Genomic DNA, 18188 nt, shown 5'->3' on the forward strand with positions numbered 1-18188 from the left:
CGGGTCAGGCGACAGGTCCTGGCACATCGGCCAGGAGGGCGAGGTACTGGCGGTGGCGGTCCGGTGTGCCCAGGGCGGTCGCGTCGGCCTTGGCGCGTTTGAGGTAGAGGTGTGCGGGGTGTTCCCAGGTCATGCCGATGCCGCCGTGGAGTTGGACGCACTCCTCCGCCGCGCGGACCGCGACCTCGGAGCAGCAGGACTGGGCCACTGCGACCGCGATCACCGCGTCGGGGGCGTCGGTCGCGAGCGCGTCGGCGGCATTGCGGGCGGTGGCGCGGGCCGAGGCGATGTCCAGCCAGAGGGCCGCGAGCCGGTGTTTGAGGGCTTGGAAGGAACCGATGGGGCGGCCGAACTGCTGCCGCTCACCGGCATAGCGCACGGTCTCGGCCAGGCACCACTCGGCGACACCGAGCTGTTCGGAGGCGAGGAGTCCGGCGCCGGTGAGCAGGGCGGCTTCCAGGGCGCTGCGGGCCCGGTCGGGGCCGGCGAGCAGCGCGGCCGGGGCCGCGGAGAAGGTGATCCGGGCAATCGGCCGGGTGAGGTCGAGCGGGGTGAGCGGGGTGAGAGTGACGCCTTCGGCGGTGGCGTCCACGCTGTGGAGGCCGGTGTCCGTGGGGACGAGGAGGACGTCGGCTCCTGCGGCTCCTGCGACGGCGTTCACCGTCCCGGTGAGCAACGCCCGGTCCGGGCCGGCGGGTTCGGCGCCGACGGAAGGCCGCACACCCGCGCCCGGGGCGGTCGGCAGGGGCACGGCAAGCGCGCCGACCTGGCGGCCCTCGGCGAGCGCGGTGAGCAGGGCGGCGACCTCGGTGCGGCCGGTGTCGCAGCCGAGCAGGGTGCGTACGGCCAGGACCGCGCTGGTCAGGTAGGGGACGTCGGCGACGGTGCGGCCGAGTTCCTCCAGGACGACGGCGGCCTCGCGGGCGGTCGCGCCCTGGCCGCCGGACTTCTCGGGTACGAGCAGCCCGGCCGTGCCCATGCCCGTGGCCAGGGGCTGCCAGAGGCCGGTGTCGTACGGGCGGCCGCTCTCGGCGCCGGCGAGCACGGACGCGGGGGCTCCGTGGGCGGTGAGCAGGGAGCGCACGGCGGCGCGCAGGTCCTCCTCGGCCTCGGAGTAGAGCAGGTCCGGCGTCATCGGGGCAGGTCCTTCCACGGGAGGTCCTTGTCGTTGCGGGGCTCGGGCGGCAGGCCGAGGACGCGCTCGGCGACGATGTTGAGCAGCACCTCCGAGGTGCCGCCCTCGATGGAGTTGCCCTTGGCGCGCAGGTAGCGGTATCCGGCGTCGCGGCCGGTGAAGTCGACGAGTTCGGGCCGGACCATGGTCCAGTCGCCGTAGGTGAGTCCGTCCTCGGCGAGCAGCTCGACCTCCAGGGCGCTGAGCTCCTGGTTGAGCCGGGCGAAGGCGAGTTTCATGCCGGAGCCCTCGGGTCCGGGGCGGCCCCGCTTGAGCTGCTGGCGGAGCCGTTCGCCGGTGAGCCGGGCGGCCTCGGCGTCCACCCAGAGGCGCAGCAGCCGCTGGTGGAGGTCGTGGGTGCGCAGCTCGGGGCGTTCGCGCCAGGTCCGGGCCACGACGCCGACCATGCCGCCCTCGCGGGGCACGCGGGTGCCGCCGATGGCCATGCGTTCGTTCATGAGGGTGGTCTGCGCGACCCGCCAGCCGTCGCCGACACCGCCCAGACGGTGCGTGTCGGGGATCCGTACGCCCGTCAGGAAGACCTCGTTGAACTCGGCCTCGCCGGTGATCTGGCGCAGTGGCCGCACCTCGACGCCGGGGTCGGTCATGTCGCAGACGAAGTAGGTGATGCCCTGGTGCTTGGGCACGTCGGGGTCGGTGCGGGCGATGAGGATCGCCCAGCGGGCGAGGTGGGCGCTGGAGGTCCACACCTTCTGGCCGTCGACGGTCCAGCCGTCGCCGTCGCGTACGGCCCGGGTGGCGAGCCCGGCGAGGTCGGAGCCGGCGCCGGGCTCGCTGAACAGCTGGCACCACACCTCCTCGCCGGTCCACAGGGGCCGCAGGAAGCGCTGCTTCTGCTCGTCCGTGCCGTACTGGAGGATGGTGGGGGCGGCCATGCCGAGGCCGATGCCGATGCGGCGGGGGTCGTTGCCGGGGGCACCGGCGGCGTCGAGCGCGGCGTCGACGACCGGTTGGAGGGAGCGGGGTGCGCCGAGTCCGCCGAGCCCTTCGGGGAAGTGGATCCAGGCGAGCCCGGCGTCGAAGCGGGCCCGCAGGAAGTCGAGGCGGTCGGTGGTGGCCGGGTCGTGCGCGGCGAGGAGGGCGGCGACGCGGTCGAGCAGTTCCCCGGCGCCGGGGGTGGCCGCGGCAGGTGCGTTCATCGCGGGCCTTCCTGGGCGGGGAGGACGACGAGCCGGCCGGTGGTCGTGCCGTCGGCCACGCGCTGGACGGCGTCGGCGGCCGCGGTGAGCGGCAGGCGCTCGCTGACGAGGGGGCGGATCGCGCCCTGCGCGGCGAGCTTGGTCAGCTCGTCGTGGCAGGCGCGGACGGCGGCCGGGTCCTTGGTGTTGTAGAGGCCCCAGTGCAGGCCGAGGATGGTGTAGTTCTTCACCAGGGCGTGGTTGAGGGCGGCGCTGGGGATCCTGCCGCTCGCGAAGCCGACGACCACGATGCGGCCCTCGAAGGCGACGCACTTGGTGGACTGGGTGTACGCGTCGCCGCCGACGGGGTCGTAGACGACGTCGGCGCCGTGTCCGCCGGTGGCGTCCTTGACGGCGGCGATCACGTCCTCGGCGCGGCGGTCGATCACCACGTCGCAGCCGTTCTCGTGGGCTTCGCGCGCCTTGTCGACGCCGCCGACGACACCGATGACCGTGGCCCCGGCGGCCTTTCCGAGCTGTACGGCCGCGCTGCCGACGCCGCCTGCCGCGGCGTGGACGAGCAGGGTCTCGCCGGACTGGATGCGGGCCCGGCGGTGCAGGCCGAACCAGCCGGTCTGGTAGCCGACGTGCAGGGCGGCGGCCTCGGCGTCGTCCAGGGACTCGGGAGCGGGCAGCAGGGTCCTGGCGTCCACGACCGCGCGCTCGGCGAAACCGCCCGCCGGGAGGGCGGGTTGCGCGAGGACGCGCGCCCCCACGGTGCCTTCCGCGCCCTCCCCGAGGGCGAGGATCTCCGCGCACGTCTCCACGCCGGGGGTGAAGGGCATGGGCGGACGGACCTGGTACTGGCCGCGGCAGAGCAGGGCGTCGGGGAAGTTGACGTTCGCGGCGAGTACCCGGATGAGGGCCTCGCCGGGGGCGGGGCCGGGGTCCGGTACGTCCTCCAGGCGCATGACGTCTCGGGGTTCGCCGTTGGTGTGCACTCGCCATGCCTTCACGGGGGCCTCCGGGGTGGTGGGGTGGCGTGCGGTTCGCATACTAAGCGGTTGGTAAGGGCGGGGGGTAGGGGTGTTGTCGGGCGGGGTGCGGGTGCATGCGGGCGAGGTTTTCCCCCGGCAGCGTGCCGTCTACGCCCGGCTCGTCGATTCCCGGGTCGTCAGACGCGGGGTCGGCGCCTGTACCCGGGTCGGCGGCTCTCCTGCCAGGAGCGCGGTCAGGAGGTGGGCCGCCTGGCGGCCGAAAGCGGGGGTGTCGCGGGTCAGCGCCGTCAGTGCCGGGTGGGTGCTGCGGCAGAGGACGGAGTCGTCCCAGGCCACGATGGAGAGTTCGCCGGGGACGGACACTCCGTGCTCCGCCGCGACGGCGAGACCGGCGACGGCCATGACGTCGTTGTCGTAGACGATCGCGGTGGGCGGCTGCGGACCGGACAGCAGCCGGCGCGTGGCCTCGGCTCCTTGCGCGTCGGAGTAGTCCGTGGTCACCGAGGTGACGTCGGGGAGTCCGCGGCGCTCGGCCTCGGTGCGCAGGCAGGCCATCCGGCGCCGGGTGTGGGCGAGTTCGGGCAGGCCCGCGACATGGGTGACGCGGCGGTGCCCGAGGGCGTGGAGGTGTCCGACGATGGAGGCCATCGCACCGGTGTCGTCGGCCCAGAGGGTGGAGATCGCGCCATGGGTGCCGCCGTCGCCGTCGGGCGCGCCGATGACGACTGCGGGCAGGCCGAGTTCGTCCAGCAGGGCCGGGCGCGGGTCGTCGGCGCGGGGGTCGACGACAAGCAGTCCGTCGACGCGGCGCTCGGCCCACCAGCGCCGGTATACCGCGCACTCGGCGTCGATGTCCTCGGCCATCTGGAAGAGCAGGCCGAGGCGGCGGTCGGCGAGCACTTCCTGGACGCCGGAGACCAGTTGGAGGAAGAAGGACTCGACGCCCAGGGTGCGGGCGGGCCTGGCCAGGACGAGTCCGACCGTGGCCGCCCCCTCGCCGGACAGGGCGCGGGCTGCGGTGCTGGGCTGCCAGCCGAGCTGTTCGGCGACCTGGCGCACGCGTTCGCGGGTGGCGTCGGAGACCCCGGGGCGGCCGTTGAGCGCGAAGGAGACCGCGCTCTCCGAGACGCCCGCGCGACGTGCGATGTCTTTCATCGTCGGGCGGCGGGCCGGGGTGCGGCGCATGGCTCTCCTTCCGCTGCCCGCGCCGGCACGCGGGCCCGTACTAAAGCGCTCGATCGAGCGTAACTCCCCGCAGGCTAAAGCGCATTAGTCGGCAGCGGAAGTATTGACTTCACCGTGCCGCGGGTGCAGCTTTTGTTGCGCACCTCCCGGTCCGACCGAAGGAGTTCGCCGCGCCATGCCCCGTTTCCGTAGAGCCGCTGCCGCCGCCGTCCCGCTTCTCGCGTCCGCCTTGTCGCTCACCGCCTGTGGCTCCGGCGGTGGTTCGGACGGCGGTGCCGCGGACGGCAAGGCGGAGGGAAACATCACCTTCCAGACCTGGAATCTGCGCAGCAACTTCAAGGACTACTTCGAGGGTCTGGTCGGGGAATTCGAGAAGCAGAATCCGGGCGTCAAGGTCAAATGGCTTGACCAGCCCGCCGACAACTACGCGGAGAAACTCAGCGCCGACGCCGGCGGCGGCACCCTGCCCGACGTCGTCAATGTGTCGCCGGACCTGTCCTATCCGCTGGCCAAGGCCGGGATCCTGCTGAACCTAGACCGGGAGAAGGCCGCGGCGAAGTTCAAGGACGAGTACACGCCGGAGGCCTGGCAGGGGAACACGCTGCCGGGCCTGGACGGTTCGTACGCCTTCCCCTGGTATCTCAACACCGGTCCGCTGTTCTACAACAAGGCGCTCTTCCGGCAGGCCGGGCTGGACCCGGAGAAGCCGCCCAAGAGCTACGACGAGCTGTTCGCCACGGCCGACGCACTGGCGAAACGGTCCGGCGGGAGGACGGCGACCCTCGCGGGCACCCCGTCCATCGAGGACTTCGGCCGCTACGGCGTGCGGCTGATGAACGCCGACGCCACGAAGTTCACCTACAACGAGCCCAAGGGCGTCGAACTGCTCACCAAATACAAGGAACTCTACGCACACGGCGGGCTCGACTCGCAGGCGCTCACCAACACCGCGGACCAGTCGGGGCAGAAGTTCCTGGAGCAGAAGGTCGCCATCAATCCGGGCAGCGCCCACGACCTGGACACGTTCAAGAAGAACGCGCCCGGTCTGTACAAGGAACTCGGCATCACCGACGCCCCGAACAACACGGGCAAGCCGAACATGTACGTGATGGGCCTGGCCGTCAACAAGCAGAGCAAGCACAAGGCCGCGGCCGTCGCCTTCGCGCACTTCGTCACGGACCGCAAGAACCAGGAGGACTTCGCGCACAAGGTCGCCGTCTTCCCCAGCACCAAGGGCTCGCTGGACGATCCCTACTGGACCAAGGACGACGGGACGGACGAGGGCCGGGTCCGGGTGGCCTCCGCGAAAATGCTCAAGGGCGCGGTCAATTACACGCCGGTGGTGCTGAGCGAGGAGATGAAGGTCGTCCTGAAGAACGAGGTCGCCAAGGCCCTCCAGGGCAAGAAATCCCCTCAGCAGGCACTGGACGACGCCGTGGCACAGAGCGACAAGCTCCTCAAGCAGAGCTGACGGCCGTGAAACAGCCCTCCGTGCGCGTACGCACCCACCGGGCGGCCAGCCCCTGGCTCTTCCTGCTGCCCGGCCTCGGGGTGATCGCCGCCTTCAACCTCTACCCCTTCCTCACCACCGTCCGTAAGGCGTTCACCGACGCGCGGACGCTGACGCCCGGCGGCTGGGTGGGGCTGCGGAACTTCCAGGACATGCTGGACGACGACCAGTTCTGGGTGGCGCTGCGCAACAGCGGGCTGTACGTCCTGCTGGTCGTGCCCTTCACCGTGCTGCTGCCGCTGCTGCTGGCGCTGCTGGTTCACAAACGCCTCCCCGGAGTCACGTTCTTCCGGTCGGCGTTCTACACCCCCGTCGTGGCCTCCGTCGTCGTGGTGTCGCTGATCTGGGTCTGGATGCTGGACGACCGCGGGCTGATCAACGGCATCCTGCGGTTCTTCGGGGCCGGCCCGGTGGCGTTCCTCGGTGACGAGTGGCTGCTGCTGTTCAGCGCGATGGCGCTGACGGTGTGGAAGGGCCTCGGCTACTACATGATCATTTATCTGGCGGCGCTCGCCAACATCCCCCGGGAGCTGCACGAGGCGGCCGCGGTCGACGGGGCCGGTGCCCTGCGCCGCTTCGTCAGCGTCACCGTCCCGGCCCTGCGCTCCACGATGGTGCTGGTCGGCGCCCTGTCGTCGGTGGCCGCCTTCAAGGTCTTCTCCGAGGTCTATCTGCTGGCGGGGCCCACCGGCGGTCCGGCCGGGCAGGACACCACGCTGGTCATGCTCGTCCAGCGGACGGGCACCGGGCTCAACGGCCGTGTCGGCTACGCCTCGGCCCTGTCCCTGGTCGTCTTCGTGATCGCCCTGCTGCTGATGCTGCTGGTGCTCCGCGCCGACCGGAAGGAGAGCGCGTCGTGACCCGGACCTCCGGCTGGGAGAAGGCGCTGCGCTATCTGCTGATGCTCGCCGTGCTGGGCATCACCGTCGGACCGTTCCTGTGGCAGCTGTCGACCTCGTTCAAGGGGGCCACCGAGGACATCTACACCTACCCGCCGGGGTTCCTGCCCGAGCATCCGACTCTCGGAAATTATTCAGGTGTCGCCGACATCATTCCGGTCTGGGACTACGCGCTGAACTCCCTGAAGGTCGCCCTCACCAATGTGGTCACCAACCTTGTCGGCGCTTCCCTGGCCGGATACGCACTGGCCCGGCTGCGCTTCCGCGGCCGGCGGCTCGCCGGGCTCGCCTTCGTGGCGGCCCTGCTCGTCCCCCTGGAGTCCGTGGTCATCGCGCAGTTCACCATGATGCGCGACCTCCATCTCAACAACACCCTCACCGCCGTGGTGCTGCCCGGTGCGGTCGGCGCGCTCAATGTGCTGCTGATGCGCAACGCGTTCGCGAACCTCCCGTACGAGATCGAGGAAGCCGCCGTCATCGACGGGGCGAACGTCTGGCAGCGGTTCCTCCGGATCGCCCTGCCCTCCGTACGCGGCACCCTGGCCGTCGTGGCGATCTTCTCCTTCATGGGGGCCTGGGACGACTTCCTCTGGCCGCTGATCGTCCTCTCCGACTCGGACCACTTCACCCTGACCGTCGGCCTGAACTACCTGCACGGAACGTTCCAGCAGAACCCCCGGCTGGTCGCCGCGGGCACCATCGTCGCCGTCGCCCCGCTCATCGTGCTGTTCGCCTGCCTCCAGCGGTACTTCTTCCGCGGCGTCGGCGAAGGCGCCGTCAAGGGCTGACCCCCGCTCCCCGCCCGAAGGGACACCCCCATGCGCTTCGGTGTGAACTACACCCCCAGCCGCGGCTGGTTCCACCACTGGCTGGACTTCGACCTGGACGACGTCCGCGCCGACCTCGACTCCATCGCCGCCCTCGGCCTGGACCACATCCGCGTCTTCCCCCTGTGGCCCGTCTTCCAGCCCAACCGCACCCTGATCCGGCCGCGTGCGGTGGCGCAGTTGGTGAGCCTCGTCGACGCGGCGGGCGAGCGCGGGCTCGACGTCGCCGTCGACGGCCTCCAGGGTCACCTCTCCAGCTTCGACTTCGTCCCCTCCTGGACCACGACATGGCACCGCCGCAACATGTTCACCGACCCCGAGGTCGTCGCCGCGCAGGAGGAGTATGTGACGGTCCTCGCCGGCGCCCTCGCCGACCGGCCCCACTTCCTGGGCATGACGGTCGGCAACGAGACCAACCAGTTCTCCGGCGACCCGCACCCCGACCCGGACCGGATCGCGCCCGAGGAGGCGGAGCGCTGGCTGCAACGGATGCTGGACGCCTGCGAGAAGGCCGCCCCCGGCCGGTCCCATCTGCACGCCTCCTACGACGCCGCCTGGTACGACGGCACGCACCCCTTCACCCCCGCCCACTCGGCCCGTCTGGGCGCCATGACCGCCGTGCACTCCTGGGTCTTCAACGGCACCGCGCAGCGGCACGGCCCGCGCGGCACGGCCACCGAGCACCACGCCGCGTACCTCGTCGAGCTGTCCAAGGCGTGGGCGGAGGACCCGGCCCGGCCGGTGTGGCTCCAGGAGGTCGGGGCACCCGCGCCGCACATCGCGCCCGAGCGGGCGGCCGCCTTCACCGAGGCGACCGTCACCAACGCGCTGGACTGCCCCGGCCTGTGGGGCATCACCTGGTGGTGCTCCCACGACGTCGACCGCTCCCTCGCGGACTTCCCCGAGCTGGAGTACGGACTGGGTCTGCTCACGAACGACCGGCGGCCGAAACCGGCGGGCGAGACGTTCGCCCGTCTCGCCCGTGAGCACCGTGCCGCGGGGGCCGCCGCGTCGCCTCGGTCGACCGCGCTGGTCGTGGAGGCGGGGGAGGTCGCGGGGGCGCCGCTGCGGGCGGTGTGCGCGCCGGGTGGGGAGTTTTTCGAGGCCTGGATGCGGGTCGCTGCGCGTGGGCGGGGGCCGGCGTGTGTGCTCTCTCAATTGGCGGGTGATGCGAGGCATTTGGCGGCGCGGGGGATCACGGAGGTCTTGACCGTGGCCCAGGTCCAGTAGTTCTTCTTCCCCAGCCCCGCCCCTTCCCGAAACCGGGGAGACCCCGGACCCCCTGAAGCGGCTGCGCCGCTTGTCCTCAAACGCCGGACGGGCTGGGCAACCCCAAGGAGAAGCCATGCGTCAAAGTCCCACCCGTCGCCACGTATTGGCCATCGGCGCCGGAGCCGTCACCGCACTCGCCTTACCAAGCACGGCCTCGGCCAACGGCACGCTCCAGCCCTACGCCTCGTACTGGTTCCCCGACAGCCTGCCGTCCGGCTCCCCCGCGCGCGGGGTCGTCTGGCGCAGCCTCGCCGCGTGGCGACCGGAGGACGATGCCGATCTGCCCTTCAACCAGGCGACCGTGCCGCTCGCAGCGCGCTTCGCTCCCCCGCCGGTCAACGCCACCGCACGGGCAGGGCAGGCGCGGGTGTGCGCGCTCGCCGCGTTCGCGCACACGTCGGGGAATCCGTCCCAGGGGTCGCAGACCGCCGACCACTACGCGCTGACGCACTGGGCGTACCTCGACGAGTTGGTCTTCTGGGGCGGCTCGTCGGGCGAGGGGCTGATCCTGGCGCCGAACGCGCCGGTCGTGGACGCCGCGCACCGCAACGGTGTGCCTGTCCTGGGGACGGTGTTCCTGCCTCCGGTCGCGTACGGCGGGCAGTTGCGGTGGACGCGGGATCTGGTGCGGCGAGGGGCGGACGGTGGCTTCCCGCTGGCCGACAAGCTGATCCAGGTGGCACGGGCGTACGGCTTCGACGGCTGGTTCCTCAACGCCGAGACCGGCGGCGGCGACGCCCGGCTGGGTGCGGACATGCGGGACTTCGTGACGTACCTGCGGGCGAACGGCCGAGGGCTGCGCGTCACGTGGTACGACGCGATGGCCGTCTCCGGCGACATCTCCTGGCAGAACGAGCTCAACGACCACAACTCCCCGTTCTTCCGCGCCGCCGACTCGATGTTCCTCAACTTCGGCTGGAGCCGTGCCGGGCTCGCCGCGTCGGCGGAGCGCGCGGGGCGGCTGGGGCGGAGCCCGTACGCGCTGTGGGCCGGCGTCGATGTAGAGGCGCGCGGCTGGGACACGCCCGTCGACTGGGACGCGGTCGTCCCGGCGGGCGGCCCGCACACCGTGTCGTACGGCTTCTACCGGCCCGAGTGGACCTGGACGAGCCTGCCCGCGGGCGGGCGCTCCCCCGCCGCCTTCCACGCGCGGGACGACCGCTTCTGGTCCGGCGAGGGCCTCGATCCGGCCGCGCCGCCGAGCGGGCCCTGGCGGGCGCCCGCCGCTTCCGTCGCGGACCGCTCCACGCTCACCGCGCTGCCGTTCGCGACGAGCTTCAACACCGGCCACGGGACGGCCTGGTACGACAAGGGCAAGCGAGCCTCGGACACCGCCTGGAACCACCTGGGGCTCCAGGACCGGCTGCCCGGCCGCCGCTGGGTGGTCCGCACCGCGGGCGCCCGGCCCACCGTCGGCTTCGACTTCACCGACGCCTGGCGCGGCGGCAACAGCCTCCTCGTGGAGGGCGCGCTCGCCGCGCCGACGACGGTCGAACTGTACGCGGCACGGCTGCCGCTGTCCGGCGCGACGGTCGTGGAACTGGCCCACCGCACCGACGCCGGGTCGGCGGCGGTGCGGGTGGAGCTGGCCGTGGCGCTGGAACCGGGCTCCTTCCAGTACGTGCCCGCGGGCACGCTGCCCGCGGGGGGACGCGGCTGGGCGACCGTACGGCTCCGCGTGGGCGCGCTCCTGCGGTGCAGGGCGGGCGCCACCGGCCACGCGCTGGGGGTGCGTCTGACCGCGCCGGACGGCGGCACGGTCCGCTGGCGGCTCGGCGCCCTCGCGGTCCACGACGCGGCACCGCCCGCACCGGCGCGGCCGGGCCCCGTCCGGGTGACCGCGTCCCACCGCGCCGGCGACGGCACGGCGGCGCTGCGGCTGGCGTGGGGAGCGACCAGGACACCCGTACGGCATTACGAACTCCACCAGGTGCTCCCCGGCGGCGGCCGTCGCTTCCTGGGCGGCACCTGTGGGCATGCCTACTACGTCGCGGCGCTGCGCCGCACCGCCACGGAGGCGGCCACGCGCGTCGAAATGCGCGCGGTGGACGAGCTGTACGCCTCCTCGGCACCCGCGTCCGTCGATTTCCCCTGGTAGACCTACTGCGTGAGGACACCGACTCCATGCACAACGACCGCACCATCACCAAAGCCCGACTGAAGCGGGTGCTGGACGAGCGCATCCGGCCCGCCGTGTATCCCGAGTCGGTGCCGCTGGCCGTCTCGGTGTGGAACGCGCCGGGCGAGCCCGTACCCGTGGCGGAGGGGCTGGCCGCCGAGGGGGTGCCGATCCGGACCGGCGCGCAATGGGGTCCTCCGTGGGGGACGAGCTGGTTCACCGTCACGGGGACGGTGCCGCGGGAGTGGGCGGGGCGGACCGTCGAGGCGCTGCTCGACCTGGGCTTCGACGAGAACATGCCGGGGTTCCAGTGCGAGGGGCTCGTCTACCGCCCGGACGGCTCGCCGGTGAAGGGGCTCAACCCCCGCAACCAGTGGGTGCGCATCGGCGAGAAGGTCGTGGGCGGCGAGGAGGTGGTGCTGCACGTCGAGGCGTCGTCGAACCCGGTGATCCTGGACTACCACCCCTTCCTGCCGACCGAACTGGGCGACAGGGAAACGGCGGACAGCGCGCCGCGCTACCGGCTGGGCCGGATGGACCTCGCCGTTCTCGACCGGACGGTGTGGGAGCTGGTCCAGGACCTGGAGGTGCTGGGCGAGCTGATGGCCGAGCTGTCCGTGGAGGCGCCGCGCCGCTGGGAGATCCTGCGGGCCGTGGAGCGGGCGCTGGACGCGGTCGACCTCCAGGACGTCGGCGGCACGGCCGCACGCGCCCGTGAGCTGCTCACCAGTGTGCTGGCCGCTCCCGCGCACGCCTCGGCGCACCGGATCAGCGCGGTCGGGCACGCGCACATCGACTCGGCGTGGCTGTGGCCGCTGCGGGAGACGGTGCGCAAGGTCGCGCGGACGACGTCGAACATGACGGCCCTGCTGGAGGACGAGCCGGATTTCGTCTACGCCATGTCGCAGGCGCAGCAGTTCGCCTGGATCAAGGAGCACCGGCCGGAGGTGTACGCGCGGGTGAAGAAGGCGGTCGCGGAGGGCCGTTTCGTGCCCGTGGGCGGCATGTGGGTGGAGTCCGACACGAACATGCCGGGGTCGGAGGCGCTGGCACGGCAGTTCGTGCACGGGAAGCGGTTCTTCCTGGAGGAGTTCGGGATCGAGACGGAAGAGGTGTGGCTGCCGGACACGTTCGGCTACTCGGCGGCGCTGCCCCAGCTGGTGAAGCTGTCCGGCGCGAAGTGGTTCCTGACGCAGAAGATCTCGTGGAGCCGGTCCAACAAGTTCCCGCACCACACCTTCTGGTGGGAGGGGCTGGACGGGACGCGTGTCTTCACGCACTTCCCGCCGATCGACACCTACAACTCTCAGCTGTCGGGGAAGGAGGTCGCGCACGCCGTCCGCAACTTCCAGGAGAAGGGCGGCGCGACCCGCTCCCTCGCACCGACCGGCTGGGGCGACGGCGGGGGCGGGACGACGCGCGAGATGCTCGCGCGCGCGAAGCGGCTCGCGGACCTGGAGGGGTCGGCGAGGGTCGTCTTCGAGAAGCCGTCGGTGTTCTTCGAGAAGGCGCACGCGGAGTACGAGCACGCCCCCGTATGGGTGGGCGAGCTGTATCTGGAGCTGCACCGGGCGACGCTCACCAGCCAGGCGCGGACCAAACAGGGCAACCGGCGCTCGGAACACCTTTTGCGGGAAGCGGAGTTGTGGGCGGCGACGGCGGCCGTGCGGGCGGGGTTCCCCTATCCGTACGAGGCGCTGGACCGGCTGTGGAAGACGGTGCTGCTGCACCAGTTCCACGACATCCTGCCCGGTACGTCGATCGCGTGGGTGCACCGGGAGGCGGCGGCGACCTATGCGGCGGTGGCGGCGGAGCTGGAGTCGATCATCGGGGAGGCGCTGGCCGCGCTGGCCGGGGACCCGCTGGCGGTGCTGGCCGAGGACGCGCTGGCGACGCTGCGCGGAGACGGACCGGCGAGCGGGACCGTGATCTTCAACGCGGCACCGCACGGGCGCGGCGGTGTGCCCGCGCTCGGCGCGGCCGCCGTCGGACAGAGGGACCGTGCGGCGGTGCGGGCGGAGCCGCGTGAGGGCGGCGGGTTCGTGCTCGACAACGGGCTGCTGCGGGTGGAGATCGACGGGCGGGGGCTGGTGGTCTCCGTGTACGACCTGGCGGCGGAGCGTGAGACGGTCGCGCCGGGCGCGGCGGCGAACCTCCTCCAGTTGCACCCGGACTTCCCGAACATGTGGGACGCGTGGGACGTGGACCACTTCTACCGCAACACCGTCACGGACCTCACGGACGTCGAGGCGCTGGAGCTCACGGACGACGGGGCGGTGCGGGTGGTGCGGGCCTTCGGGGCGTCGCGGGTGGAGCAGTTCCTCGGCCTGCCGGACGGTGAGCGGCGGCTGGACATCGCGACGGAGGTCGACTGGCACGAGACGGAGAAGTTCCTGAAGGCGGCGTTCCCGCTCGACCTGCACACCGACCGCGTTGCGGCGGAGACCCAGTTCGGCCACCTCTACCGCCCCACGCACACCAACACCAGCTGGGACGCCGCCAAGTTCGAGGCGTGCGCGCACCGCTTCGTGCACCTGGAGGAGCCGGGCTGGGGGGTGGCGGTCGTCAACGACTCGACATACGGCTACGACGTGACGCGTGCCGTACGCGACGGCGGCACGGGCACGACGACCACGCTGCGGCTCTCCCTGCTGCGGGCCCCCCGCTTCCCGGACCCGCGCACGGACCAGGGCGTGCACCGCTTCCGGTACGCGCTGGTGCCGAACGCGTCCCTGGGGGACGCGGTGCGGGAGGGGCACCGGATCAACCTGCCGGAGCGGCGGGTGGTTGGGGCAGGAGCCGGCGGGGTGGAACCGCTGGTGTCGGTCTCCGGCGACTCCGTCGTCGTGTCGGCGGTCAAGCTCGCGGACGACGGCAGCGGGGATGTGGTGGTGCGGCTGTACGAGGCGCTGGGCGGGCGCGCGCGGGTCCGCGTGGCGGCGGGCTTCGCTGTGGGGGCGGGGGCTGTGTGCGATCTGTTGGAGCGGCCTGTCGGGGCGGTCGATGCGGATGACATCGCCTTGTCGTTCCGCCCGTTCGAGATCGTGACCCTGCGGCTCACACGCGCCTGATTTTGTCCCCAGCCCCGCCCCTTCCCGCAGCGTCTGATGCTCGGCTCCGCCGAGGCCGGGGCTCCGCCCCGGACCCGTGCCCGGGTGCGGCCCGGCGGGGCTTTGTTCCCCTACCCCGCCCCTTCCCGGCTGTGTCGATTTGCGGCTCCGCCGCGTGGGGGCTCCGCCCCGGACCCCGGAGCACGCTTCGCGCGCTGTCCTCAAACTCCCCCAGCTACCGCTGGGAGGTGCCCCCACGGGCTGAATTTGCGCACTCCCGGGGGTCTGGGGGCGGAGCCCCCAGTTTCGGGAAGGGGCGGGGCTGGGGAACAAGCCCGCCGCAGGCGCGACGCACCGCTCCTACGACACCACGTCCTTGCCCCGGAAATGGCGGAACGCGAAAGCGAAGAGCACCAGCGCGTACGCGACCGACACCGCCGTTCCCTTCACCATCCCCGCCCATTCCAAGTGCGGCTGAAGCGCGTCCGCCCATGCGAACTGCCAGTGCGCGGGCAGGAAGTCGCGCCAGTGCCCGAGCGCCGTCACCGCGTCCAGGACGTTGCCCACGATGGTCAGACCAACCGCGCCGCCGACAGCGCCCAGCGGCGCGTCCGTGACGGTCGAGAGCCAGAACGCGAGGCCGGCCGTCACCAGTTGGCCGACGAAGATGTAGGCGACGACGATCGCGAGCCGCTCGACCGCCGTGCCGGCGGGCAGTGCGCCGCCGGTGGGGATCTGGAGTGCGCCCCAGCCGTAGGCCGCCGTGCCCGCGGCCAGTGCCACCACCGGCAGCAGCACCATCGCGGCCGCGCTGAAGCCCAGTGCCACGGCCAGCTTGCTCAGCAGCAGCCGGGCCCGGGGCACCGGCGCCGCCAGCAGATAGCGCAGCGAGGACCAGCTCGCCTCGGACGCCACCGCGTCACCGCAGAACAGCGCCACCGGCACCACCAGCAGGAAGCCCGCCGAGACGAACAGGCACGTCGCGGCGAAATTGACGCCGGAGGAGGTGGCGGTGTCGATCAGCGTCACCCGGCCGTCCCGGCCGCTCGGCTGCCCGCCGATGGCGAAGGCCGCGATCAGGACGAACGGCAGCACGGCCAGGACGGCCCCGACCACCAGCGTGCGCCGCCGCCGCAACTGCCGCATCGCCTCCACCCGCAGCGGCAGCGTGTGCCGCGCGCGATAGCCAGGAGCTGTCTCCGGGGCGATGCCCGCGGCGTCCGTCGCGTCCGTCGCCGTGCTCATGCGGAGCCTCCGATCAGGGTCAGGAACGCGTCCTCCAGACGGCGGTGCGGACCCACACGCTCCACCGGGACCTCCAGCCGGACCAGCTCCACCAGCAACGTGGCCGCGCTCATCCCGTCGAGCCCCACCAGCAGCCCCTCGTCGGTCCGCGCGGCGGACGCCACGCCCGGCAGCGCCGCCACCTTCTCCGCGACGGCCTCCGTCAACTCGCCCGCGACGCCGACCAGCAGCGTGTCGCCCGAGCCGACGATGTCCGCGACGGGGCCGGCCGTGACGAGCCGCCCGCGGTCCATCACCACCAGGTGCGTACAGCTCTGCTCGACCTCGGCGAGGAGGTGGCTGGAGACGATGACCGTGCGCCCGGCCGCCGCGTACCGGATCATCACCTCGCGCATCTCCCGGATCTGCGGCGGGTCGAGACCGTTGGTCGGCTCGTCCAGGATCAGCAGGTCCGGCAGGCCGAGCATGGCCTGCGCGATGGCGAGCCGCTGCCGCATGCCCTGGGAGTACGTCCGTACGGCGCGCTCCAGCGCGGAACCCAGCCCGGCGATCTCCAGGGCCTCCTCCACGTGGGCGTCCTCGGCCGGGCGGCCCGTGGCCTGCCAGTACAGGTCGAGGTTGGCCCGGCCGGACAGGTGCGGCAGGAAGCCCGCGCCCTCGACGAACGCCCCGACCCGGGAGAGCACCGGCGCGCCCGGCCGGATCGCGTGGCCGAAGACCCGCACCTCGCCGTCGTCGGGGCGGATGAGGCCCATGAGCATCCGCAGTGTGGTGGTCTTGCCCGCACCGTTGGGACCGAGCAGGCCGAGCACCTGACCGCGCTCGACCCGGAAGGACAGCTCCTTGACGGCATAGCGGTCGGCGGACTTGGCGTAGCGCTTGCCGAGTCCCGTGATCTGCAACGGCACGTCGGCGAGCGCCGGATCGGGCGCGGGCACGGCCGTGCGCCGCCGCCCCGTCAGCAGCACGGCCGCCGCGACAAGCGCACCGGCCAGCGGCAGACCCCAGGTCCACCACGGCAGCGCGGCGGAAGCGGTCCGCACCTCGGGCGCCGTCGGTACGCTCAGGCCGCCGCCCTCCAGGGCGACGGTGTACGCGGCGGGCCGGGCCGGCGAGGCGTAGGCCAGGTCCGTGGCGGCGAGGACGAGCCGCATCCGGTGCCCCGACTCGAAGGTGTGGTCGATGGCGGGGAGCCGCAGCTCGACGCTTCTGCCGTCCTTGGCGTCGGTCACCCGGACGGGGGCGACGAGCTGTGCGGGCAGCACCTGCTGTCCGTTGGGCCCCACGTCGTAGACCTTCGCGAAGAGGACGGCCTCCCCGGAGTCCGAGGTGACCTTGGCCTTCACCGTCGGCGACCCGGTCACCCGGATGCCCTCGGTCAACCGCGCGGAGTCGAAACGGGCGTACTGACCGGGAAAGTCGAGCGAGAGCCCCACCCCCAGCCCCGACAGCTGCGAGACCGCGCCGATCCCCGGCACCGTGGAGATCGCCGGAGGCGTGGCCCCCGCGGGGTTGCCGAAGGTTTGCGGACGGCCGGTCAGCGGGACCGTACGCGTGTCGTTGCGCAGCCCCGGATAGCGGTCGGAGCTCGCGCCGCGCACCTGCGCCTTGCCGTCGGTGGTGTCGATGCCACCGGTCCGACTCACACGGAACGCGGGTCCGGTGTCGACGCTCTTGTCGTCCTTGAGATAGCGGTCGAACCACGCGCGCGTGCGCTGCTCGATGCGGCCGCTCTCGCCCACGCCGCTGTCGTGGCCGCCCGCGATCCAGTCGACCGCCACGGGCGCGCCGTTGTGGGCGATGGCCTTGGCCGCGGCGTCGGACTGATCGAGCGGGAACAGTGAATCGTTCTGCCCCTGGACGAGCAGCGTGGGCACCTTGATGCGGTCGGCGACGGCGGACGGGCTGCGGCGCTCCAGCAGTTCGCGCGCCTGCGCGTCCGGCTGCCCGGCGACGGCCACCCGTTCGTACATCTCGCACAGCGACTTCTCGAAGCTGCCGCAGCCGCCCTGCGGGGCGGAGGACGGGGGCGGGGCATCCGCTCCTGGCCTGCCGGTGAGCGAGCCGCCGGTGGATCCGGTGGTGAAGAAGATGCCGGCCCAGAGCTTCTTGAAGACGTCGTTCGGGAACAGCGAGTCCGCGAGGTTCCAGTAGGTGATCTGCGGGGCGATCGCGTCGACCCGCTTGTCGTACCCGGCCGCGAGGAGGGAGATCGCGCCGCCGTAGGAACCACCGGCGATCCCGACCCTCGGGTCGCCCGCCTTGTCCAGCTTCACCTCGGGGCGCTCGGCGAGCCAGTCGATGAGCCGGCTCACGTCGGCGACCTCGTGATCCGGGTCGTTCAGCCCGATCCGGCCGGTGGAGCGGCCGAATCCCCGTGCCGACCAGGTCACCACCGCGTAGCCGTCGCGCGCCAGGTCCTCGGCCTGTCCGCGCAGATCCTCCTTGCTGCCGCCGAAGCCGTGGGCGAGCAGCACGGCCGGTCTGCGTCCCCGGTCCCCCGAGGTGAAGTACGACATGTCGATCCGGACCTTGTCACCGCCCCCCGGTGACTCGGGCACGCTCAGGAACCGGTCCTCGCGGTGCACGGCGGATTTGCCGCCACTGGCCGAGGCCACCGTCCAGGTGCCCGCCCCGGCCAGTACGGCACCGGCGGCCACGGCGGCGACCAGCCGACGTCGTGGCCGGGGGAATCGCAGTTTCATGCCCTTGATGCTAAGCGGGCCCTGGTGCGGGTCCGTCGCCGCCTACGGCGGGGGCGGCGGCGGCC

At 72.4% G+C, this 18188-nt stretch carries 12 protein-coding genes; 6 read left to right on the plus strand and 6 right to left on the minus strand.

Going from position 1 to position 18188, the window contains the following annotated elements; translation table 11 throughout:
• Nucleotides 1-4: 4 nt before the first annotated feature.
• The 4 genes from ABD269_RS24050 to ABD269_RS24065 all read right to left on the minus strand — a co-directional run bounded on the left by ABD269_RS24050 (nucleotide 5) and on the right by ABD269_RS24065 (nucleotide 4496).
• On the minus strand, nucleotides 5-1135 hold the full coding sequence (locus ABD269_RS24050) for an acyl-CoA dehydrogenase family protein (RefSeq protein WP_344122040.1): 1131 nt from the start codon (nucleotides 1133-1135) through the stop codon (nucleotides 5-7).
• Nucleotides 1132-2334, minus strand: coding sequence for an acyl-CoA dehydrogenase family protein (locus tag ABD269_RS24055; RefSeq protein WP_344120924.1), 1203 nt, complete (start codon nucleotides 2332-2334; stop codon nucleotides 1132-1134). The genes ABD269_RS24050 and ABD269_RS24055 overlap by 4 nt, the downstream gene beginning before the upstream one ends.
• Nucleotides 2331-3329 carry an NADPH:quinone oxidoreductase family protein gene (locus ABD269_RS24060; protein WP_344122041.1) on the minus strand — a complete coding sequence of 333 codons (999 nt, stop codon included), beginning with the start codon at nucleotides 3327-3329 and terminating at the stop codon, nucleotides 2331-2333. Before ABD269_RS24060 ends, ABD269_RS24055 begins: the two co-directional genes overlap by 4 nt.
• A 129-nt stretch (nucleotides 3330-3458) precedes the next feature.
• Nucleotides 3459-4496 carry a LacI family DNA-binding transcriptional regulator gene (locus tag ABD269_RS24065; protein ID WP_344120926.1) on the minus strand — a complete coding sequence of 346 codons (1038 nt, stop codon included), beginning with the start codon at nucleotides 4494-4496 and terminating at the stop codon, nucleotides 3459-3461.
• 175 nt (nucleotides 4497-4671) lie between these two features.
• Here ABD269_RS24065 and ABD269_RS24070 point away from each other — a divergent pair, with 175 nt between their 5' ends.
• From ABD269_RS24070 to ABD269_RS24095, 6 genes are all read left to right on the plus strand, one after another.
• Nucleotides 4672-5967: an ABC transporter substrate-binding protein gene (locus ABD269_RS24070; RefSeq protein WP_344120928.1), complete on the plus strand. Its 1296-nt coding sequence runs from the start codon at nucleotides 4672-4674 to the stop codon at nucleotides 5965-5967.
• Nucleotides 5964-6866, plus strand: a complete 903-nt coding sequence (locus ABD269_RS24075) for a carbohydrate ABC transporter permease (protein ID WP_425572984.1) — start codon at nucleotides 5964-5966, stop codon at nucleotides 6864-6866. Before ABD269_RS24070 ends, ABD269_RS24075 begins: the two co-directional genes overlap by 4 nt.
• A 41-nt stretch (nucleotides 6867-6907) precedes the next feature.
• A complete protein-coding gene (locus ABD269_RS24080) occupies nucleotides 6908-7693 on the plus strand; it encodes a carbohydrate ABC transporter permease (RefSeq protein WP_301894245.1) in 786 nt (261 codons plus the stop codon).
• 30 nt (nucleotides 7694-7723) lie between these two features.
• Nucleotides 7724-8962, plus strand: coding sequence for a glycoside hydrolase 5 family protein (locus ABD269_RS24085; RefSeq protein ID WP_344120932.1), 1239 nt, complete (start codon nucleotides 7724-7726; stop codon nucleotides 8960-8962).
• Nucleotides 8963-9077: 115 nt separating this feature from the next.
• Nucleotides 9078-11102, plus strand: coding sequence for an endo-beta-N-acetylglucosaminidase (locus tag ABD269_RS24090; RefSeq protein WP_344120934.1), 2025 nt, complete (start codon nucleotides 9078-9080; stop codon nucleotides 11100-11102).
• 26 nt (nucleotides 11103-11128) lie between these two features.
• Nucleotides 11129-14194: an alpha-mannosidase gene (locus tag ABD269_RS24095; protein ID WP_344120936.1), complete on the plus strand. Its 3066-nt coding sequence runs from the start codon at nucleotides 11129-11131 to the stop codon at nucleotides 14192-14194.
• A gap of 339 nt (nucleotides 14195-14533) precedes the next feature.
• Here ABD269_RS24095 and ABD269_RS24100 read toward each other — a convergent pair whose 3' ends face one another.
• Nucleotides 14534-15418: an ABC transporter permease gene (locus ABD269_RS24100; protein WP_344120938.1), complete on the minus strand. Its 885-nt coding sequence runs from the start codon at nucleotides 15416-15418 to the stop codon at nucleotides 14534-14536.
• Nucleotides 15415-18123, minus strand: coding sequence for an alpha/beta fold hydrolase (locus ABD269_RS24105; protein ID WP_344120940.1), 2709 nt, complete (start codon nucleotides 18121-18123; stop codon nucleotides 15415-15417). The genes ABD269_RS24100 and ABD269_RS24105 overlap by 4 nt, the downstream gene beginning before the upstream one ends.
• Nucleotides 18124-18188 lie beyond the last annotated feature (65 nt).

Origin of the sequence: Streptomyces blastmyceticus, from assembly GCF_039521185.1 — a bacterium.
GTDB classification, from domain to species: Bacteria; Actinomycetota; Actinomycetes; order Streptomycetales; family Streptomycetaceae; genus Streptomyces; species Streptomyces blastmyceticus.